Raw genomic sequence first — 18,252 nt, forward strand, 5'->3', positions numbered from 1 at the left:
ATGCCGAAAGTATTCATGGAGCGCGGGCGTCATCTCGAAGCCTTTCTCGAAATGCTGAGTGCCGAGCGAGGCGCGGCGCGCAATACGCTTGATGCCTATGAACGAGATTTGAGGGATTTTTCCAGCTTTCTCGCGACACGCGGAAAAGCGCAGACCGAGGCGGTGGCCAAGGATATTCGCGATTATCTGGAGTATATCGCCGAGCAGGGCCTGTCGGCGTCGACGGCGGCGCGGCGGCTTTCGGCGATCCGCCAGTTTCATGGCTTTCTCTTTGCCGACGGTGTGCGCAAGGACGACCCCTGCGGTTCGATCGAGGGACCGCGCCGGGCCCGGCCACTGCCCAAAACGCTTTCCGTCGAGGAAGTGGACGGGTTGCTGGCCGCCGCCCGCCGCGCGGCGGACGGGCGGACGCATGAGGAGGCGGTGCTGGCCTACAAGCGCGCGCGACTTGTCTGCCTGATGGAAGTCCTTTATGCGACGGGCCTGCGCGTGTCGGAACTGGTCGGACTGCCGCTATCCGCGGTTCGGGGCGACGAGCGGTTTCTTTCGGTCAGCGGCAAGGGCGGCCGCGAGCGGCTGGTGCCGCTCTCGGAGACGGCGCGCGATGCGATCGACACCTATTTGCCCATGCGCACACAGCGGCTCGGCGACAGGACATCGCCCTGGCTCTTTCCGTCGCGCGGGCGGCAGGGCCACCTGACGCGTCACCGTTTCGCACAATTGCTGAAAGACCTCGCCATTGCGGCCGGGCTCGATCCCTCGCGCGTGTCGCCGCATACGCTGCGTCATGCCTTCGCGAGCCATCTGCTGGCCAATGGCGCCGATCTGCGCGCGGTGCAGCAGATGTTGGGCCATGCCGATATTTCGACGACGCAGATTTACACGCATGTGCTGGACGAGCGGCTGAAGGACCTGGTGCAGACGCATCATCCGCTGGCGAAAAAGGGCAAGGCGTCCTGACGAGGAGCGTCTAGAGCTTTATCCGCGCGAGCTTGTCGGGATTGCGCATCATATAGAGAGCCGAAATCTTGCCGCCGGTGACGGCAAAGCCGAGCGTCGAATGTATGCCGGTGTCGTCCAAGGCAATGAAGCCCGGCAATCCGTTCACCAATGCCGGTTTTGGAACAAATCCATCCGGCCTTTTTCTCAGTATGCCGAGGAAAAAGCGCATCACGTGATCGGCACCGTATATCGGATTGAGTGCCGCAATCGCCTTTCCTCCGCCATCCGAATAGAACACGACATCCCCGGTGAAGCATTCGATCAGCGCTTGCGGGTCGGCGTTCGATATCGCGGTGCTGAAGGCGGCGGCGAGGCGCGCATGTTCGCGTGCGCTGGTGTCGAAACGTGCGTGCTCGTCATGGACGCGGCGGCGTGCGCGGCTGACCGTCTGGCGGCATGCCGCTTCCGACTTGCCGAGAAGGGCCGCCAGTTCGCCGTAGTCATAGTCGAAAGCGTCGTGCAGCAGGAAGGCAGCGCGTTCTTCCGGCGCGAGACGCTCCAGCACATGCAGCAGCGCCATCGACACGTCGTCGGCCAGCGCAAGGCGGTCTTCCGGCGTCGGCTCGGTGTCAGCGGCGGCCTCGACCAGCGGCTCGGGCAGCCACGAGCCGACATAGGTTTCGCGGCGCGTGCGGGCGGCGCGCAGGGCATCGATCGCGAGGCGCGCCGTCGCGGTGACGAGCCAGGCCTCGGGATTGCGGATGGTGTTCGCGTCGATGCCGCGCCAGCGCAGCCAGGCTTCCTGCACCACATCCTCGGCGTCGCTCACCGAGCCGACAATGCGATAGGCGACCGAGAAGGCGCGGACTCGATGACGCTCGAATGTCGCGTCGCTTTCCGCCGGTCTCGCCGTTGCGGTCATGCCGCTGCCTCCTTCGGCCGCGCATCGGTCACCTCGCCCTCAATGACGACGCGCTGGCAGGATTGACCATAGCCCAAAGCACGTTTCATTGCCGGATAGTTCCGCACACTTGCAATCTCCAGCGCCAGTTCGGCAAGACCGGCCTTGCCCCAGTTTCTTTCGACCATGGGCCGCAATTCCTCGGCGCGAAAGTCGCGCGTCGCGACCGCATGGGCGAATTCATAGGCCAGGCGGTTCTCTTCGCCGAGGGACGCTGTGTCCCCCGTTGCGGCCGCGCGCACAAGGGCGGGTGAGATGCCCTGCGCGAGAGCGAGGTTGACCCCGATCTGGACACAGGGGCCGCAATCTTCGGCGCGCAAGGCGGCGAAGCCCGCGACGCAGTAGACTTCCGGCGGCAATGTCTTCACGTAGCGGGACGACATCATGGAAATCGTGAAGCGCCAGAAGGCGCCGGGCGAGCCCGCATAGAGGTCGCGGGCATAATCGGCACTCGATCCGGTCATTCGCTCCTGTGCGTCGATGAGGCGGCGGGCAAGAAATCCGAACATGATTGTTTCCTTTGCGTGAAAGTTAGGCGCGGGACGGCGCGCACCACCACATCAGCAGTGCCGCGATGATGACCGGGGCGAAAACGCCCGGCATATCCATCAGAATGTGTTCCGCGGGCAGGCGGCCGGCCGCGATGTCCCAGATGTGGAGGATCGCATGCAGGCCGAGGAAGAGCGCGCCCGCGCCGATCAGCGGCGCGGCGTGGGCGGTCCAGCGGATCGCCGCGAAGGCGAGCAGGGCGAGCGTCAGATAGGCCATGCCGATGTCGCGCACAAAATGCGGATTGTAAGGGCCGGTGTTGGCGACACCGTCAACGCCGCCATACCAGCCGGCCGGGTCGGCGAGCATCCAGAGTGCGTTGCCGAGCCAGAGTCCGCCCCAGAGGGCAAGTGCGGCGGGTTTCAAAAGGCGCCCGGCGGGGCTTGCGGTCGCGAGAGTTGTCATGGCGTTGCTCCGGAATGGTGGCTCGTCGGTATCAAGACGGAGCGGCGGGCCGACTTGTGACAGACGGGCGGAGGGCGGGCGGAAGGGCGCAGGATTCCGCCGTTTACCCTTGTGAGCCCGCGCGGTTGACAAGGGCGCGGGCACGGGCCAGTGTGCCGCGCACTTGCAAAAATGTGGGCCCGCGCCCGGGTCCTCCCGGTGCGTTGCCGGGTTCGCGGATGGGCGGGAGTTGCCGGAGCGCGATGCACACCTATCTCGACTTCGAGAAGCCGATTGCCGAGCTGGAAGGCAAGGTGCAGGAGCTGAAGCTCCTCGCGCAGGACGATCCGTCCGTCAGCATTTCCGACGAAGTGGCAAAGCTCGAGCAGAAGGCTTCGCAGCTTCTGCAGGATATTTATGCCTCGCTGACCCCCTGGCAAAAGGTGCAGGTGGCGCGGCATCCGGCGCGGCCGCATTTTCTCGATTACATCGAACGTCTGGTCGAAGACTTCACACCGCTGGCCGGCGATCGGCTCTATGGCGAAGACGCCGCCATTGTCGGCGGGCTCGGGCGCTTTCGCGGCCGCACGGTGATGTTCATCGGCCATGAGAAAGGTTCCGATACGCAAGGCCGCATCAAGCACAATTTCGGCATGGCGCGGCCCGAAGGCTATCGCAAGGCGATCCGCCTGATGACGCTGGCCGAACGGTTCGGCATTCCGGTCGTGACGCTTGCCGATACGTCGGGCGCCTATCCCGGCATGGAAAGCGAGGAGCGCAGCGTCGCCGAAGCGATCGCACGCTCGACCGACCGCTGCCTGTCGCTTGGCGTGCCGCTCGTTTCGGTCATTATCGGCGAAGGCATGTCGGGCGGCGCCATCGGCATTGCCTGCGGTAACCGCGTGCTGATGCTCGAGCATTCGGTCTACAGCGTCATATCGCCCGAAGGCGCCTCGTCGATCCTGTGGCGTAGCTCCGACAAGACCAAGGAAGCTGCGACCGCGATGAAAATTACGGCCCAGAACCTGCACGAACTCGGCGTCATCGACCGGGTGCTGCCCGAGCCCATCGGCGGTGCGCATCGCGAGCGCAACCAGACGATCAAGGAAACGGGCGACGCCATCGCCGAGGAGTTGCGCGGTCTCGAAAAGCTCGACGCCGACTCGATCAGACGCGTCAGGCGGGAAAAATTTCTCGCAATGGGACGGTTGGGGCTTTCCTGAGACCACCCGCCGCCTTCATATAATCTTTCCAGATTGCCAGCATTCTTGTAATCCGATTGACGGGATTGCGGCCATTGTGGCTGCATCGTCGGGTGGAGACGTCTGGATGCTGGCATTTCCGGAATTCCTGCGCACCGCGGGTGCGCGGCGTTTCTTTTCCTATTGGGACAGCCTGCCCAAGGAAGGTTTCGCGCCCGACAGGAAAGACTTCAGCCCGGCCGCGATCGCGCCGCTGATGCCGGCCGTCACCATTCTCGAAATCGTGTCGGACGATCTTGTCGTGCAGCGGCTGGCCGGCACGGCCGTTTGCCGCGCCATGGGGTTCGATCCGACCGGCGGTAATGCGCTCGATCTTGTCGCGCCGGCAACGCGCCCGCATTACCTCGGTCTTCTTCGTACCCAGACCGAGACTCCCTGCGGCCGGTGGAACATGCTGCGCGTTCGTCGCGACAACCTGGTCGAACGCGCCGAAGCGCTGACGCTGCCGATGCGTCACAGTCACTCCGGGCACTGGATGATTCTCACCTATTTCGGTTCGATCGAAACGGTCGCCTACGAGCAGGGCCCCTACGAAATCCTTGCTTACGAGGACACGCAATGGATCGATCTCGGCGCGGGCACGCCCGACCAGGACTGATCAGCGTTCGACGCCCATCTCACCGAAGGCCGCACGCACATCATCGGCAAAGAGTTCCGGCTCTTCCATGGCCGCGAAGTGACCGCCCCTCTCCATGATCCTCCAGCGGACAATGTTGTAGCCGCGTTCGGCCCATGATCGCGGCGTGTCGGGCAGCACGTCGATCGGATATTCGGAATAGGCGGTCGGCACGGTTACCTTTTCGCCCGGTTTCAGCGTTGCCGAGCCTTCGGCAGGACCGGCCTTGTAGAGCGTGTTGGCCGAATTGATGGTGCCGGTGAACCAGTAGATCGAAAACTGCGTCAGGATATCGTCGAACGGAAAGCGCGCGATCATGCCGTCCATCGTCGTGCGTTTGTCGGTATCGCCGAGACGGTAGTACTTGTCGGCGAGCCAGCCGGCCAGACCCGCGGGACTGTCGGTCAGGGCAAAGGCGAGCGCCATCGGTTTTGTCGACTGGATCGAGCGATAGCCTTCCTCGCGCCGCCACCATTTCTGCATGTCGGCGATCCAGCGGCCCTCCTCCTCGCTCACCGGCGGCTGGCTTTCATGTTTCAGCGAGGGCCGAAGCGGCAGCATGGTGAGATGAATGCCGAGAAGTGCGTCGGCGTGCTGAAGTGCCAGACGCGAGGTGACGAAGCTGCCCCAGTCGCCGGCCTGCGCCGCATAGCGGTCGTAACCCAGCACTTCGGTCATCAGCCGGTGCCAGAGATCGGCAATGGCGGCAGGACCGATCGGCCTGCGCGGCAGCGAGGAAAAACCGTACCCGATCAATGATGGCACGACGACGTCGAAGGCGGGACCTTTGCAGCCGTATTTTTCGGGATGGGCCAGCGGATCGACCACGTCGAGAAATTCACGGAAGGTCGAGGGCCAGCCATGCGTCAGGATCAAGGGGATCGGGTTCGGGCCCGAACCGCGCTCATAGAGGAAATGAATCGTGTGGTCCTCGTCGTCGGCGTCGGTCAGCGTGGCGAGAAACTGCGGGAAGCGGTTGAGGCTCGCTTCCGCCTTCCGCCAGTCGAAGTCGTCACGCCAGTATTCGACAAGCCGCTCCATGTAGGAAAGGTTTGTTCCATAGTTCCAGCCTTCGTTGCCCAGCGGCTCGTTCGGAAAGCGCGTGGTTCTCAGGCGGCGTTTCAGGTCTGCGACTTCCGCCTCGGGAACGCGGATCGTGAAAGGGTCGGCCGGCACGATGCGGTGGGTCATGGCGTCCTCAACCCTTGACCTGTTGCACGAAAGCGCGAACGTCGTCGGCAAAAACCTTGCCGGTTTCGAGCGCCGCGAAATGACCGCCATGTTCGAAGTCTGTCCAGCGGACGACGTTGTAGCCCTTCTCGACCATGCTTCTTGGCGGGAACCTGAGAAACTCCTTCGGGAAATTGGCGATGCCGGTTGGAATTTCGACTTTCGTTCCAGGCGCCATGTTGTTGCCGCCCTCCTCGAACAAGCCACGATAGAACCATGTGGCGGTGTTGAAGGTACCGGTGACGAGATAGATCATGATGTTGGTAAGGAGCTGGTCTTTCGAAAAAGCGTTTTCGATATGCTCCTTGCCGTCCGGTCCGCGCCGGTCGGACCAGGTATGGAACTTCTCGACGATCCAGGCGGCGGCCCCGACGGGGCTGTCCATCATGCCGTAGGAAAGCGTCTGGGGCTTCGTCATCTGCAGGCGCAGATAGGCGCTTTCAAGCTCAAAGACCATCGCCGCCCCTTGCGCCCATTGCTTTTCTTCGTCCGTCTCGGGAAGGGCGGCGGGCCGCAAGCCGAACATGTTGAGATGGACGGCCTTGCAGCCGCCTTTCGGTGCGCTGTGATTGTAGGCGAGCCAACCGGAAACGACCGAGCCCCAGTCGCCGCCCTGCGCGACGTAGTTTTTGCAGCCCAGCACGTCGCGCATCAGTTTGTCCCAGAGGGCGGCGGTGCCGCGCGGGCCGATGGGCGTTTTCGGCTTGCCGCCGAAGCCGTAGCCGGGCAGCGACGGGATCACGAGATTGACGCCATCGTCAGCTTTGCCGCCGAATTTCTCGGGATGGGCGAGTTGTTCGATCACGTCGAAAAACTCGAAAACCGAGCCCGGCCAGCCATGGGTCAGCAGCAGCGTTTCGGGGTGGGTGCCCGAACCCTTCACATGAATGAAATGGATGTCGTGACCATCGATGCCGACGCGAAATTGCGGAAAGCGATTGAGATTCTTCTCCGCCGCGCGCCAGTCGAACTTGTCGACCCAGTAGCCGCACAGCTCCTTCATGTAATCCATGTCGGTGCCGTAGGCCCAGCGGTCGGCGCCGGGCGCGATTTCCGGCATTTCGTGCCACTCATAGGCGCGGACCTTCTTCAGGATCGCGTCGATTTTCCCCTGCGGAATGTCGATGGTGAAAGGTGTGGGCGATGACATGGGGTGTGGCCTCCTCGGCGCAGCGTTCTTGTTGAGGCGATTATGGCAGGCGTCCGGCCACCCGCAAGCGATTGCCGGGGGCGACGGACACACGTAATGTGACCGCATAACAAAATGCGAGGGGATCCGGGGATGGCCGAAGTTGCAGCGACGAAGCAGGCGGTATCGACCGCCTTTTCGCCCGCCTACAGGCGTTATGCGCTCTTTGTTCTGGTGCTCGGCTATACGTCGAGCCATGTCGACCGCAATATCGTCGGCATTCTCGTGGAGCCGATCAAACGCGATCTGCATCTTATGGATTGGCAGATCGGCTTTATTTCCGGCATCGCCTTCGCCGTCTTCTATGCGACGCTCGGCATTCCGATCGCACTCTGGGCCGATCGCGGCAACCGGCGCAACATCATTGCCTATGCCATCGCGATCTGGAGCGGCATGACTGCCCTTTGCGGATTTGCGCAGAACTTCTGGCAGATGGCTGCGGCTCGCATCGGCGTCGGCATCGGCGAGGCCGGATCGACGCCGCCTTCCCATTCGATGATCGCCGACATGTATCCGCCCGAAGAGCGCGCCAGCGCCATGGCGGTCTATTCGCTCGGCGTCTATTTCGGCGTGATGATCGGCTTTCTGGTCGGCGGTTGGGTTGCCGAATGGTACGGATGGCGCGCGGCCTTTTTCGTCGTCGGCTTGCCGGGCCTGCTGCTGGCGGCGATCGTGCGCTACACGCTGGTCGAACCGCCGAGGGGACAGGCCGACGGCATGGCGCCGGCCAAGGTCGAGATCGCCGATTTCCGGGCCGCCGTCGCTGTCGTCAAGGACGGCTTTGCGCATCTGTGGCGCACGGCGCCGACACGGCATGTTGTGGCGGGTGTCACGCTCACCTCCTTCGTTGGCTATGGCGGCGTCATCTGGGGGCCGGCCTTCCTGATCCGCACCCATGGCATGTCGATCGGCGAGGTCTCGTCATTTCTCGCCCCGCTGGTCGGCATTGTCGGCGGACTGGGGGCTTATGTCGGCGGCCGGTTGACCGACCGCCTCGCCAAGAAGGATGTGCGCTGGAACAGCTGGGTCGTTGCCTGGGCCAAGGTCGCCGTGGTGCCTTTCATCATCGTCTTCTACCTGATGGACAACTGGCCGGCCTTCTATGCGTTCGGTTATCCGGTCTCGATCCTCTGGGTGATCTATGTGCCCATTGCCTTTCTCGGCGCCTTCTATCTGGGGCCGAGCTTTGCACTGATCCAGACGTTGACGCCGCCGGCCAAGCGCGCCCTTGCCTCGGCTGTGATGCTTTTCATCATCAACATCATCGGTCTCGGCTTCGGCCCGCAATTCGTCGGCATCCTGTCGGATGTGTTGCGTGTCAGCTTTGATTTTGGCAATGAATCGCTGCGCTGGGCGCTGTTCGGCACCGCGATGCTCAATCTCTGGGCGGCAACGCATTACTTTCTGGCCGGCCACGCGCTGAAGACCTCCGGCGAGGCGGGTATTCGGGCCTAGCGGCTTTCGACGGTTCAAAATGGAAAGAGCCGCGTCCGTTTCCGGGCGCGGCTCTTTCGGTTTCGGGTTGCCGGCCTTGCGCTAAAGCGTGCCGTGGCAATGCTTGTATTTCTTGCCCGAACCGCACGGACAGGGGGCGTTGCGCGACGTCTTGCCCCACGTCGCCGGATCGTTGGGGTTGAGTGCGACGCCCGGATCGTTGCGCACCGGGCGTTGCAGCGTTGCGGTGTCGCCGCCCATCTCGTCTTCGCCCGTCGCCGGGTCCACATGGTGAGCATGCATTTCCGGCAGCGGCGCATCTTCGATGCGTGGCGCCTGCGCTTCGGTCACGAATTGCGCAACGGCCAATTGACGCGTCACATCCTCGCGCAGCCGGCGCAGCAGGCTCTCGAAAAGCTCGAAGGCTTCCGACTTGTATTCGTTCAGCGGGTCGCGCTGGCCGTAGCCGCGCAGGCCGACCGCCTGGCGCAGATGATCGAGCATCATCAAATGTTCGCGCCAGTGCATGTCGAGCGTCTGCAGCAACACGGCCTTTTCGACCTGGCGCATCAAGTCGGGGCCGACTTGCGCCGATTTTGCCGCCATATGACGGTCGGTGGCGGCGTAGAGACGTTCGCGGATTTCCTCCTCCGCGATGCCTTCCTCCGCGGCCCATGCTTCGACCGGCAGGTCGAGACCTAGCGTCTTTACGACATCGGCCTCGAGGCCCGCCATGTCCCATTGTTCGGCATAGGCTTTCTCCGGCACATGCAACGCCACCATGTCGTCGATTACCTGACGGCGCATGTCGCTCACGGTTTCGGAGATGTCCTCGGCCTTCATCAGCTCGATGCGCTGCTCGAAGATCGCGCGGCGCTGATCGTTCATCACATTGTCGAATTTCAGCAGGTTCTTGCGGATATCGAAGTTACGCGCCTCGACCTTCTGTTGCGCTTTTTCCAGCGCCTTGTTGATCCAGGGATGGACGATTGCTTCGCCTTCCTCGAGCCCGAGTTTTTGCAGCATGCCGTCCATGCGGTCGGTGCCGAAAATGCGCATCAGGTCGTCTTCGAGCGAGAGGTAGAATTTCGAACGGCCGGGATCGCCCTGACGGCCGGAGCGGCCGCGCAGCTGGTTGTCGATGCGGCGGCTCTCGTGGCGCTCGGTGCCGATGACATAGAGACCGCCGGCTTCGAGCGCGCGTTCCTTTTTGACTGCGACGTCGGCTTTCACTTCTTCGGTCTTGCGCGCGCGCGCGTTCTCGTCCTCGATGCCGGCCGTTTCGTCGGCGATGCGCATGTCGAGATTGCCGCCGAGCTGGATGTCGGTGCCGCGGCCGGCCATGTTGGTCGCAATCGTGACGCCGCCGGGAACGCCGGCCTGCGCGATGATATGTGCTTCCTGCTCGTGATAACGCGCGTTCAGGACGTTGTGCTTGACCTTCTTCTGCTTCAGGAGCTCGGCGAGCCTCTCCGATTTCTCGATAGAGGTGGTACCGACCAGCACCGGCTGGCCGCGCCTCGCGCAATCCTCGATCTGCAGAATGATCGCGTCGTATTTCTCGCGCGCGGTGCGGTAGACCTCGTCGTCCTCATCGACGCGGGCAACGTCCTTGTTGGTCGGGATTTCCAGTACGTCCAGGTTGTAGATGTCGCCGAATTCGGATGCTTCCGTCAGCGCCGTCCCGGTCATGCCCGCAAGTTTCTTGTACATACGGAAATAGTTCTGGAAGGTGATCGAGGCGAGCGTCTGGTTTTCCGGCTGTATCTGCACGCGCTCCTTGGCTTCAAGCGCCTGGTGCAACCCATCGGAATAGCGCCGGCCTTCCATCATGCGGCCCGTGAACTCGTCGATGATGACGACCTTGCCGGCCTTGACGATGTAGTCCTTGTCCTTCTGGAACAGCTTGTGCGCACGAAGCGCATTGTTCACATGATGGATGATGGTGATGTTTTCGATGTCGTAGAGGTTGCCTTCGGTCAGGATGTTGCGGTCGCGCAGCAGTTGCTCGATATGCTCGTTGCCGTCGTCGGTGAGATTGACGGTGCGGGCCTTCTCGTCCATCTCGTAGTCGGCGGCGTCGATCTCCGGAATGATCTCGTCGATGGAGAGATAGAGATCGGACTTGTCGTCGAGCGGGCCGGAGATAATCAGCGGCGTGCGCGCTTCGTCGATCAGGATCGAGTCCACTTCGTCGACGATCGCAAATTGATGTCCCCGCTGCACCATCGAGGCGAGCTGGTATTTCATGTTGTCGCGCAGGTAGTCGAAGCCGTATTCGTTGTTGGTGCCGTAGGTGATGTCGGCGCCGTAGGCTTCGCGGCGCTGGTTGTCGTCGAGGCCGTGCAGGATGACGCCGACGTTCATGCCGAGAAAACGATAGATTTCGCCCATCCACTCGCTGTCGCGCTTGGCCAGATAGTCGTTGACGGTAACGAGGTGGACGCCCTTGCCGGGCAGCGCGTTCAGATAGGCTGCCAGTGTCGAGACCAGCGTCTTGCCTTCGCCGGTCTTCATTTCCGAAATGTTGCCTTCGTGGAGCACCATACCGCCGATGAGCTGCACGTCGTAGTGGCGCTGACCGAGGGTGCGCTTGGCGGCCTCGCGTACCGTCGCGAAGGCTTCGGGCAGCAGGTCGTCCAGTGCTTCTCCGGCCTGGAGGCGGGCGCGGAATTCGGCCGTCTTGCCGCGCAGGGCTGCGTCGTCCAGCGCGGCCAATTCCGGTTCGAGGGCGTTGATCGCCTCGACCCGGGCCGAGTAAGCCTTGATCCTTCGGTCGTTGGCTGAGCCGAAAAGACGCTTGGCGAGTGCGCCAAAGCTTGCCATCAGGTCAAAATCCTCTTGCGGTGCGCTCCCGATGTAAGGGGCGGCCGATGCCTTGTCAATGAAACCGGGTGCCCGCATGCCATGCCGCAGAGAGCGGAAAGCGGCGGGTTTTCTTTAATTTACTGTAATGGAGGGGTCCTTGTGCGGTACGGGCGCGGGGCCCATTATGGCGCGCCAAAATTCCGCCTCGAACGCGCGGCTTATGTTATGTGGCGGGCGGCCGTGTGCCGGTCACCCGCCCGCAACCGGACACCAATGCGAATGAACGCGAATGTCCGGATCACGTCACAGGAAGGTTTGCCGATGTTCTTTCCGCGCCGTCTGGCCGCTCTTGCGCTGGTCCTGCCGCTCACCGCTCCATTCGCCGCCGGCGGCCTTGCCACGCCGGGCCTTACCCAGGAGGAGGGGCAGGACGCGATCATCGTGACGGTAGAGGGAACGCCGATCCGCTATTCCGACGTGGCGATGGCGGATGAGGAAATGGGCGCGGTGCTGGCGCGGCTCGAGCCCGAGCAGCGGTTCCAGTATCTGCTCGGCATGCTGATCGACCGGCGCGTCGTGGCCGAAGCCGCGCGGGCCGCCAAGGTCGAGGATCATCCGGAAGTCCAGCGCCGCCAGGCTTATTTCGCCGAAAAGGCGCTGCGCGACTTCTACTGGACTCAATTGATGCAGGACAAGGTCACCGACGCCGCGATCGCGGCCTGGTACGAAGCCAATATCGCCAAGGCGCCAGCCGAAAAGGAATTCAATGCCCGGCACATTCTGGTGCAGAACAAGGCCGAAGCCGAGAAGATCGAGGCCGAGATCGCGGGCGGCCTGAGCTTTGACGATGCGATGACTCAGTATGGCGGCAGCGCCGGTTCACTCCAAGACACCGATCTTGGCTGGTTTCGGCGCGATGAAATGGTGCCGGCTTTCGGCGATGCCGTGTCTGCGCTCAAGGCGGGCGAAATATCGCCGCCGGTCCAGACCGATTTCGGCTGGCATCTGTTCCAACTCGTCGATACGCGCGATCTGCCGAAGCCCAGTCTCGAGGAAGCGCATGAGGACATCGTTCGCGCGATCGTCCGCGAAGAAGGGCAAAAGCTCATGGAGAAATTGCGCGCCGATGCGAAGATAGACGTCATCGGTGCCGAATCGGCACCGTCGGGCGGGCGGCCGCAGATCGTGCCGCAGGCGCAGTAGAGGCGGATTCGGGTTTCAGTTTCAGGGCAGGCGGCTATGGCGGTCAAAAAAAGTGCGTGCGCGGGTATTCGGGCATCGGTGAAGCCGAAGCGCAAGGTGAGCGGCAAGGCCAAGGGCAAAGCCAAACCCAAGACCGGCCCGCGCAGCAAGGCGAAGCAGCCGCGTGCCCAGCGTAAACTGGCGCGGCCGAAGAAAACGGCGCGCGCCAAACCCAAACCCAAATCCAAGGCCAAATCGGCATCAAAAATATCTCCGCTGGCACCGAAAAGCTTTCCCAAGCTGCCGCCGGTTGGTGGGGTTACGTCCGGCGTTGCGGCGGCCGGCATCAAGTACAAAGGCCGTACAGACCTTCTTGTTGTGAAGATGGTCGAAGGAACGCAGGCTGCCGGTATTTTCACCACCTCGAAAACGGCATCCGCGCCCGTCGACTGGTGCCGCGCCAATCTTGCCGATGGCGGCGAGGGGCGAATGCTGGTCGTCAATTCGGGCAATTCCAATGCCTTCACGGGCAAGGCCGGTGTGGCGACGGTCAAAGCGACCGCATCGGCCGCCGCCGCAGCCGGCAATTGCCGCCAGCGGGATGTCTTTGTCGCCTCGACTGGCGTGATCGGGGAGCCGATGGACGCCGCACCCATCGTCGCCGGCATCTCGACGGCGATGGCGTCGGCTGGGCCGGATGGATGGGATGACGCCGCCCGCGCGATCATGACCACCGACACCTATCCCAAACTCGCGACGCAACGCGTCCGGGTTGGCGGTGCGGAGGTGACGATCAACGGCATCGCAAAGGGATCGGGCATGATCGCGCCCGATCTCGCAACCATGCTGGTTTTCATTTTCACCGATGCGGCGATCCCGTCGAAGATCCTGCAGACGCTGCTGATGCTCGGCGCGCGCGACAGCTTCAACGCCATCACGGTCGACAGCGACACGTCGACCAGCGACACCGTCATGGTGTTTGCCACCGGAGCGGCGATGACCGATGAGGCGCCAATCACGCGGGCAAGCGATCCGCGGCTGCGCGATTTCCGCAAGGCGTTCGACGCGCTGATGCTCGATCTCGCGCATCAAGTGGTGAGGGACGGCGAAGGTGCGACCAAATTCGTGCGCGTGGCCGTATCGGGCGCGCAAAGCCATCAGGCGGCGCGGCGCATCGCCATGACGGTGGCCAACTCGCCGCTGGTCAAGACGGCGATCGCCGGCGAGGACGCCAATTGGGGCCGCATCGTCATGGCGGTCGGCAAGTCCGGCGAAGCGGCGGATCGCGACCGCCTCGCGATCCGCATCGGCGGTGTCGATGTGGCGAAAAACGGCATGGCGGTGCGCGGCTATGATGAGGCGCCGGTAGCGAAACACATGAAAGGCCAGGAGATCGATATCGAGGTTGATGTCGGCGTCGGCAAGTCGTCGGCCGTCGTGTGGACCTGCGATCTCACCTATGACTACATTCGCATCAATGCCGACTACCGAAGCTGAGCGCCCCGCCCTTACGCAATTTTAACTAAAATTCGAGCTATCGGCTGGTCCGATATGCATCGGACCACAAAACGTTAACTCAACAGGCCCAGCATGGCGGAGGAGCGCGAGAGCAGCACAAGCGAGCCCAAACGGCTTGTTCTTGTTGCGGCTTGCGCGCTAGTCGATGCCGATGGGCGGGTGCTGATTGCCCGCCGTCCCGAGGGCAAACCGCTCGCGGGGCTTTGGGAATTTCCGGGCGGCAAGGTGGAACCGGGCGAGATGCCCGAGGACACGCTGATCCGGGAACTTCACGAGGAACTCGGTATCGATGTCGCGAAGGCGTGTCTTGCGCCGCTCACCTTCGCGAGCCATGCCTATGAGGACTTTCACCTCCTGATGCCGCTTTATGTTTGCCGGCGCTGGGAGGGGCAGGTCCGGCCCTGCGAAGGGCAGGCGCTCGAATGGGTTCGGCCCGCCGGCTTGCGCGCCTACCCGATGCCGCCTGCGGACGAGCCGCTGGTGGCCGTGTTGCGCGATTTGCTGTGAGGGTGCGCCCCCGCGTTCCCCTCACACGATCGACGAGGAAGGACGAGGGCGATGACCGGCAAGCTGATGTATCTCACGAGATCGTTCGCGACGGACGACAGCGGTGCAACCGCCATCGAATACGGCCTTATCGCCGCTGGCCTTTCGATCGTCGTTGCGCTCGCGGTCGGACTTGCCGGCACGGCGCTTCGCGATGTTTTGTTCGGCCCGATCGCTGCGGCCATCGGCGGCGCGTGATCCGGCGCACGACGAGCTTCAACGTCCGGTTTTTTCACCCGCCTTGCGCTCGCTCGTTCCCAGCGCCTCGGCGAGGCGTGTTTCGGCACTGCCGGGACGAAGCGGCTTCTGCTGGCTTTCGTGGGGTGCCCAGCCGGTCGCCGTCACGATTTCGAATGTGGCCGGCACGCGGCCGTCTGCCAATCCGAACTTCTCGCGATAGATTTCACCGGTCCGCATCAGTGTCGCGCGGCGCATCGGACCGCGACGACGTTCGCTGAGCGCGTTGCTTTCGCCCATGCCGCGGAGCTCGGCCATCAGCCGCATCGGGTCGGCATAACGCACCGTCACCCGGTCGGCGTCGACGACCGGCAGGGCGAAGCCCGCGCGCTGCATCAGACTGCCCATGTCGCGGATGTCGACAAAAGGCGAGACGCGCGGGCTGAGGCCGCCCTCGCATTCGATTTCCGCTTCGGCCAGCGACTGACGCAATTCGGTCAGCGTGTCGCCGCCGAAAAGAGCGGCCATGAAAAGACCGTCGGGTTTCAGCGCCCGGCGGATCTGGATCAGGGCGCCGGGCAGGTCGTTCACCCAGTGCAGCGAGAGCACGCTGACCGCAAGATCGAGGCTTGCGTCGCGAAAGGGCAATGCCTCCTCGTCGGCGGCGACGCGCGGGCCCGGCGCATGAGCGAGCATGGCGGGTGCGATGTCGGCCGATATGAGCATATCCGGCTTGCCGGCCATGCCGGCGGTATCGGCCAGTGCCGCCGCCAGCGCGCCCTGGTGGCAGCCGAGATCGAGCGCCAGCGCAAAATCGCGGTTGATGCCAGCAAGGCGCTCGGCAATGTCGATTGAAGCGCGGCGCACCAGAAAGTCGTGACCGGCAAAGCCGGCGGCGGCGCGGGCGCGGCGGCGCGCATGCGCCGGGCGGTCGAAAACGCGTATCGGGCCCGATGGGGACATTGGCGGGGTGGCGGGAGCTGGCATGGCGGCATCATGGTGGGCGGGGGCGTCGCCCGCAAGACCCGCGTCGTGATAGGCTGGCGCCGAACCGGGGGTGTCATGAGGATCGCGGCGGGCATTTCGGATGGCTGGTCGACGGGGTGGCGGCGCGCCTTGCGCCTTGCCGACATCGCCTTGCCGCCGCTTTGTCTCGGCTGCGGGCGGGGCGTCGATGCGCATGGCGCGCTTTGCGCGCGCTGCTGGAGCGAGGCCGATTTCATCGAACGGCCGTTTTGCGCGGTGATGGGTCTGCCGTTTTCCTTCGACACGGGGCCTGAGACGGTCAGCGCCGTGGCGCTTGCCCAGCCACCCGCCTATGCGCGGGCGCGTGCCGTGATGCGCTATAACGACCGCAGCGCCGCCTTGTTGCATCGCTTCAAATATGGCGACCGGATGGAGGCGGGACCCGCCTTCGCGCGCTGGCTGGCGCGCAGCGGCGCGGAACTGCTCGCTGATGCCGATCTGCTGGCGCCGGTGCCGCTGCACAAGCGGCGGCTCTTTTCGCGCCGGTTCAATCAGTCAGCGGAGCTTTCACGGCGGGTGGCGGCGCTTGCCGGCCTGCCACACATGCCGGAACTTCTGCAGCGCGTGCGGGCGACGCGGCCGCAGGTTGGGCTGACGGCCGATGCGCGGCGGCGCAATGTTGCCGGCGCCTTCCAGCTTGCCGACGGTGCGGCGGCGCTCGTGCGCGACCGGAAAGTGGTGCTGGTCGACGATGTGATGACGACCGGCGCGACGGCGGAGGCATGCGCAAGGGCGCTTGTGCGCGGCGGGGCCGCCGAGGTTTCGGTGCTGTGCGTCGCCCGGGTTGTACCGGGCGGAGGCATATCTATATGATATATAGTCTTTTTTCGGGCCGCTCTCGGTTGCGGCCCTGCGTTGGAGTGCCGCGATGGCGGATGTCACGATCTATACGACGATGATGTGCCCCTATTGTTACCGGGCGAAAGACCTGCTCGGGCGGAAGGGCGTTGCCTTCACTGAAATCGATGTCGGCATGGATGTCGACAAGCGTCGCGAAATGATGGCGCGCGCCAATGGCCGCCACACGGTGCCGCAGATTTTCATCGGCGACCGGCATGTCGGGGGCAGCGACGATCTGCAGGCGCTCGAAGCCGCCGGCAAGCTCGACGCTCTGCTGGCCGCCTGACGCAATGACAGCTGCAACCACATTCACTGCCGCTTGTGTGCAGATGCGCGCCGGGCGCGATGTTGCGGCCAATCTTGCCTCGGTATCGGCGCTTGTCTCCGAAGCGGCAGCGGCGGGCGCCGACTTCGTCATGACGCCCGAGATGACTTCGCTTCTCGAAACGAAAAGCGAGAAACTGTTCGCCAATACGTGCGAAGAACAAGACGATGCGACGCTGGCAGCGCTGCGCCAACTGGCGGCGGCGAAGAAAATATGGCTGCTGATCGGTTCGCTGCCGGTCAAGCTTTCGGCGACGAAGCTTGCGAACCGGTCGTTCCTGGTCGCGCCCGATGGCGGCATCACCGCGCGTTACGACAAGATCCACATGTTCGACGTCGACCTCGCTGGTGGCGAGAGCTACCGCGAAAGCAAGAATTTCGAACCGGGCCGCGAGGCCGTCATCGCCGACCTGCCCTGGGGGCGCCTCGGGATGACGGTTTGTTACGATCTGCGTTTTCCGCATCTCTATCGCGCGCTGGCGCAGGCGGGAGCCGATTTTCTGACCGTGCCCGCCGCCTTCACGCGCCAGACCGGCGCAGCGCATTGGCATGCGCTGCTGAAAGCGCGCGCCATCGAGACCGGCTGCTATGTCTTTGCGCCGGCGCAGGGCGGCAAGCATGAATGCGGTCGCGAAACCTACGGCCACAGTCTCATCGTCGCGCCCTGGGGCGAGGTCGCCGCCGAGGCCGCACATGACGAACCCGGCGTCCTGCTCGCCGAAATCGACACCGCGCGTATCGCGGAAGCGCGGGCGCGCGTTCCAAGTCTCGGCCATGATCGCGAATTCGCGCTGCCCGTCGTCAAATCGGTGAGGCAGGCATCATGATCCGCTACGCGCTTCTCTGCGAGCACGAACACGAATTCGACGGCTGGTTTCCGTCGTCCGCCGGTTTCGAGGCGCAGGCTGCGTCCGGTGACGTCGTCTGCCCCGTTTGCGGCAGCGCCGAGGTGCGCAAGGCGCTGATGGCGCCTGGCCTTGGACGCGGTACAAAAAAGGGTGCGAAGCGCGGCGATATTTCTGCTACGCCCGATGCCGCGCAGAAGATGAACATGATGATGCTGGCGCTCAAGAAGCACGTCGAAGAGAATTGCGACTATGTCGGCGACAAGTTTGCCGAGGAGGCGCGCCGTATTCACTACGGTGAGACCGATCACCGCGACATCTATGGCGAGGCGACGCTGGCCGAAGCGCGTGACCTGATCGACGAAGGCGTCGAGGTTGCGCCCTTGCCCGTCGTGCCGCCGGCCCGCGCGAACTGAGTG

General features: G+C 63.7%; 19 protein-coding genes. 12 read left to right on the top strand and 7 right to left on the bottom strand.

All coding sequences use genetic code 11. From position 1 onward, the window contains the following. Complete coding sequence (gene xerD, locus WEB61_RS01570) at nt 1–960, top strand: site-specific tyrosine recombinase XerD (protein WP_368062572.1); 960 nt, start codon at nt 1–3, stop codon at nt 958–960. Between the two features lie 10 nt (nt 961–970). Here xerD and sigJ read toward each other — a convergent pair whose 3' ends face one another. Genes sigJ through WEB61_RS01585 form a run of 3 tightly spaced genes read right to left on the bottom strand, consistent with a single transcriptional unit; the run spans nt 971 to nt 2,857 of the window. Beyond that, nucleotides 971–1,864 carry an RNA polymerase sigma factor SigJ gene (gene sigJ / locus WEB61_RS01575; RefSeq protein ID WP_368062573.1) on the bottom strand — a complete coding sequence of 298 codons (894 nt, stop codon included), beginning with the start codon at nt 1,862–1,864 and terminating at the stop codon, nt 971–973. Beyond that, nucleotides 1,861–2,412, bottom strand: a complete 552-nt coding sequence (locus WEB61_RS01580) for a hypothetical protein (protein ID WP_368062574.1) — start codon at nt 2,410–2,412, stop codon at nt 1,861–1,863. Before WEB61_RS01580 ends, sigJ begins: the two co-directional genes overlap by 4 nt. Nucleotides 2,413–2,434: 22 nt before the next feature. After that, a complete protein-coding gene (locus WEB61_RS01585; protein WP_368062575.1) occupies nt 2,435–2,857 on the bottom strand; it encodes a hypothetical protein in 423 nt (140 codons plus the stop codon). Nucleotides 2,858–3,099: 242 nt separating this feature from the next. Between WEB61_RS01585 and WEB61_RS01590 the strand changes: the two genes are divergently transcribed. Together WEB61_RS01590 and WEB61_RS01595 are read left to right on the top strand one after the other, a co-directional pair. After that, on the top strand, nt 3,100–4,059 hold the full coding sequence (locus WEB61_RS01590; protein WP_368062576.1) for an acetyl-CoA carboxylase carboxyltransferase subunit alpha: 960 nt from the start codon (nt 3,100–3,102) through the stop codon (nt 4,057–4,059). Between the two features lie 106 nt (nt 4,060–4,165). Beyond that, complete coding sequence (locus WEB61_RS01595) at nt 4,166–4,696, top strand: PAS domain-containing protein (RefSeq protein ID WP_368062577.1); 531 nt, start codon at nt 4,166–4,168, stop codon at nt 4,694–4,696. On the opposite strand, the gene WEB61_RS01600 is transcribed toward WEB61_RS01595, so the two are convergent. After that, nucleotides 4,697–5,905, bottom strand: a complete 1,209-nt coding sequence (locus WEB61_RS01600) for an epoxide hydrolase family protein (RefSeq protein ID WP_368062578.1) — start codon at nt 5,903–5,905, stop codon at nt 4,697–4,699. 7 nt (nt 5,906–5,912) lie between these two features. After that, nucleotides 5,913–7,094, bottom strand: coding sequence for an epoxide hydrolase family protein (locus WEB61_RS01605; RefSeq protein WP_368062579.1), 1,182 nt, complete (start codon nt 7,092–7,094; stop codon nt 5,913–5,915). A gap of 132 nt (nt 7,095–7,226) precedes the next feature. Here WEB61_RS01605 and WEB61_RS01610 point away from each other — a divergent pair, with 132 nt between their 5' ends. Beyond that, nucleotides 7,227–8,588, top strand: a complete 1,362-nt coding sequence (locus WEB61_RS01610; RefSeq protein ID WP_368062580.1) for a spinster family MFS transporter — start codon at nt 7,227–7,229, stop codon at nt 8,586–8,588. A gap of 81 nt (nt 8,589–8,669) precedes the next feature. Here the strand turns inward: WEB61_RS01610 and secA are convergent, their stop codons facing one another. Then, entirely contained in the window at nt 8,670–11,393 is a 2,724-nt protein-coding gene (secA, locus tag WEB61_RS01615; RefSeq protein WP_368062581.1) for a preprotein translocase subunit SecA, read from the bottom strand. A 261-nt stretch (nt 11,394–11,654) separates the two neighbouring features. Here secA and WEB61_RS01620 point away from each other — a divergent pair, with 261 nt between their 5' ends. From WEB61_RS01620 to WEB61_RS01635, 4 genes are all read left to right on the top strand, one after another. Then, nucleotides 11,655–12,578, top strand: a complete 924-nt coding sequence (locus WEB61_RS01620) for a peptidylprolyl isomerase (protein ID WP_368062582.1) — start codon at nt 11,655–11,657, stop codon at nt 12,576–12,578. A 36-nt stretch (nt 12,579–12,614) separates the two neighbouring features. Beyond that, nucleotides 12,615–14,054, top strand: a complete 1,440-nt coding sequence (argJ, locus tag WEB61_RS01625) for a bifunctional glutamate N-acetyltransferase/amino-acid acetyltransferase ArgJ (RefSeq protein WP_368062583.1) — start codon at nt 12,615–12,617, stop codon at nt 14,052–14,054. 93 nt (nt 14,055–14,147) lie between these two features. Beyond that, a complete protein-coding gene (locus WEB61_RS01630) occupies nt 14,148–14,582 on the top strand; it encodes a (deoxy)nucleoside triphosphate pyrophosphohydrolase (RefSeq protein WP_368062584.1) in 435 nt (144 codons plus the stop codon). A gap of 51 nt (nt 14,583–14,633) precedes the next feature. Next, nucleotides 14,634–14,819: a Flp family type IVb pilin gene (locus WEB61_RS01635; RefSeq protein ID WP_368062585.1), complete on the top strand. Its 186-nt coding sequence runs from the start codon at nt 14,634–14,636 to the stop codon at nt 14,817–14,819. Between the two features lie 18 nt (nt 14,820–14,837). On the opposite strand, the gene WEB61_RS01640 is transcribed toward WEB61_RS01635, so the two are convergent. Further along, nucleotides 14,838–15,761, bottom strand: coding sequence for a methyltransferase domain-containing protein (locus WEB61_RS01640; RefSeq protein WP_368062598.1), 924 nt, complete (start codon nt 15,759–15,761; stop codon nt 14,838–14,840). A gap of 99 nt (nt 15,762–15,860) precedes the next feature. Here WEB61_RS01640 and WEB61_RS01645 point away from each other — a divergent pair, with 99 nt between their 5' ends. The 4 genes from WEB61_RS01645 to WEB61_RS01660 are packed head-to-tail and all read left to right on the top strand — an operon-like array spanning nt 15,861 to nt 18,249. Next, a complete protein-coding gene (locus tag WEB61_RS01645; RefSeq protein WP_368062586.1) occupies nt 15,861–16,637 on the top strand; it encodes a ComF family protein in 777 nt (258 codons plus the stop codon). 55 nt (nt 16,638–16,692) lie between these two features. Beyond that, complete coding sequence (gene grxC / locus WEB61_RS01650) at nt 16,693–16,950, top strand: glutaredoxin 3 (protein WP_368062587.1); 258 nt, start codon at nt 16,693–16,695, stop codon at nt 16,948–16,950. 4 nt (nt 16,951–16,954) lie between these two features. Next, nucleotides 16,955–17,815 carry a carbon-nitrogen hydrolase family protein gene (locus WEB61_RS01655; RefSeq protein WP_368062588.1) on the top strand — a complete coding sequence of 287 codons (861 nt, stop codon included), beginning with the start codon at nt 16,955–16,957 and terminating at the stop codon, nt 17,813–17,815. Continuing rightward, entirely contained in the window at nt 17,812–18,249 is a 438-nt protein-coding gene (locus WEB61_RS01660; RefSeq protein WP_368062589.1) for a DUF1178 family protein, read from the top strand. Before WEB61_RS01655 ends, WEB61_RS01660 begins: the two co-directional genes overlap by 4 nt. Nucleotides 18,250–18,252 lie beyond the last annotated feature (3 nt).

The organism is Parvibaculum sp. (assembly GCF_040882025.1).
Taxonomy (GTDB): domain Bacteria; phylum Pseudomonadota; class Alphaproteobacteria; order Parvibaculales; family Parvibaculaceae; genus Parvibaculum.

Coding starts and splice junctions, on each gene's coding strand:
- argJ (WP_368062583.1), top strand. CDS start 12,615: ATGGCGGTCAAAAAAAGTGCGTGCGCGGGTATTCGGGCATCGGTGAAG.
- secA (WP_368062581.1), bottom strand. CDS start 11,393: ATGGCAAGCTTTGGCGCACTCGCCAAGCGTCTTTTCGGCTCAGCCAAC.
- WEB61_RS01610 (WP_368062580.1), top strand. CDS start 7,227: ATGGCCGAAGTTGCAGCGACGAAGCAGGCGGTATCGACCGCCTTTTCG.
- WEB61_RS01655 (WP_368062588.1), top strand. CDS start 16,955: ATGACAGCTGCAACCACATTCACTGCCGCTTGTGTGCAGATGCGCGCC.
- WEB61_RS01630 (WP_368062584.1), top strand. CDS start 14,148: ATGGCGGAGGAGCGCGAGAGCAGCACAAGCGAGCCCAAACGGCTTGTT.
- WEB61_RS01595 (WP_368062577.1), top strand. CDS start 4,166: ATGCTGGCATTTCCGGAATTCCTGCGCACCGCGGGTGCGCGGCGTTTC.
- WEB61_RS01660 (WP_368062589.1), top strand. CDS start 17,812: ATGATCCGCTACGCGCTTCTCTGCGAGCACGAACACGAATTCGACGGC.
- WEB61_RS01640 (WP_368062598.1), bottom strand. CDS start 15,761: ATGTCCCCATCGGGCCCGATACGCGTTTTCGACCGCCCGGCGCATGCG.
- xerD (WP_368062572.1), top strand. CDS start 1: ATGCCGAAAGTATTCATGGAGCGCGGGCGTCATCTCGAAGCCTTTCTC.
- WEB61_RS01585 (WP_368062575.1), bottom strand. CDS start 2,857: ATGACAACTCTCGCGACCGCAAGCCCCGCCGGGCGCCTTTTGAAACCC.
- grxC (WP_368062587.1), top strand. CDS start 16,693: ATGGCGGATGTCACGATCTATACGACGATGATGTGCCCCTATTGTTAC.
- WEB61_RS01580 (WP_368062574.1), bottom strand. CDS start 2,412: ATGTTCGGATTTCTTGCCCGCCGCCTCATCGACGCACAGGAGCGAATG.
- WEB61_RS01600 (WP_368062578.1), bottom strand. CDS start 5,905: ATGACCCACCGCATCGTGCCGGCCGACCCTTTCACGATCCGCGTTCCC.
- WEB61_RS01605 (WP_368062579.1), bottom strand. CDS start 7,094: ATGTCATCGCCCACACCTTTCACCATCGACATTCCGCAGGGGAAAATC.
- WEB61_RS01590 (WP_368062576.1), top strand. CDS start 3,100: ATGCACACCTATCTCGACTTCGAGAAGCCGATTGCCGAGCTGGAAGGC.
- WEB61_RS01635 (WP_368062585.1), top strand. CDS start 14,634: ATGACCGGCAAGCTGATGTATCTCACGAGATCGTTCGCGACGGACGAC.
- WEB61_RS01645 (WP_368062586.1), top strand. CDS start 15,861: ATGAGGATCGCGGCGGGCATTTCGGATGGCTGGTCGACGGGGTGGCGG.
- WEB61_RS01620 (WP_368062582.1), top strand. CDS start 11,655: ATGAACGCGAATGTCCGGATCACGTCACAGGAAGGTTTGCCGATGTTC.
- sigJ (WP_368062573.1), bottom strand. CDS start 1,864: ATGACCGCAACGGCGAGACCGGCGGAAAGCGACGCGACATTCGAGCGT.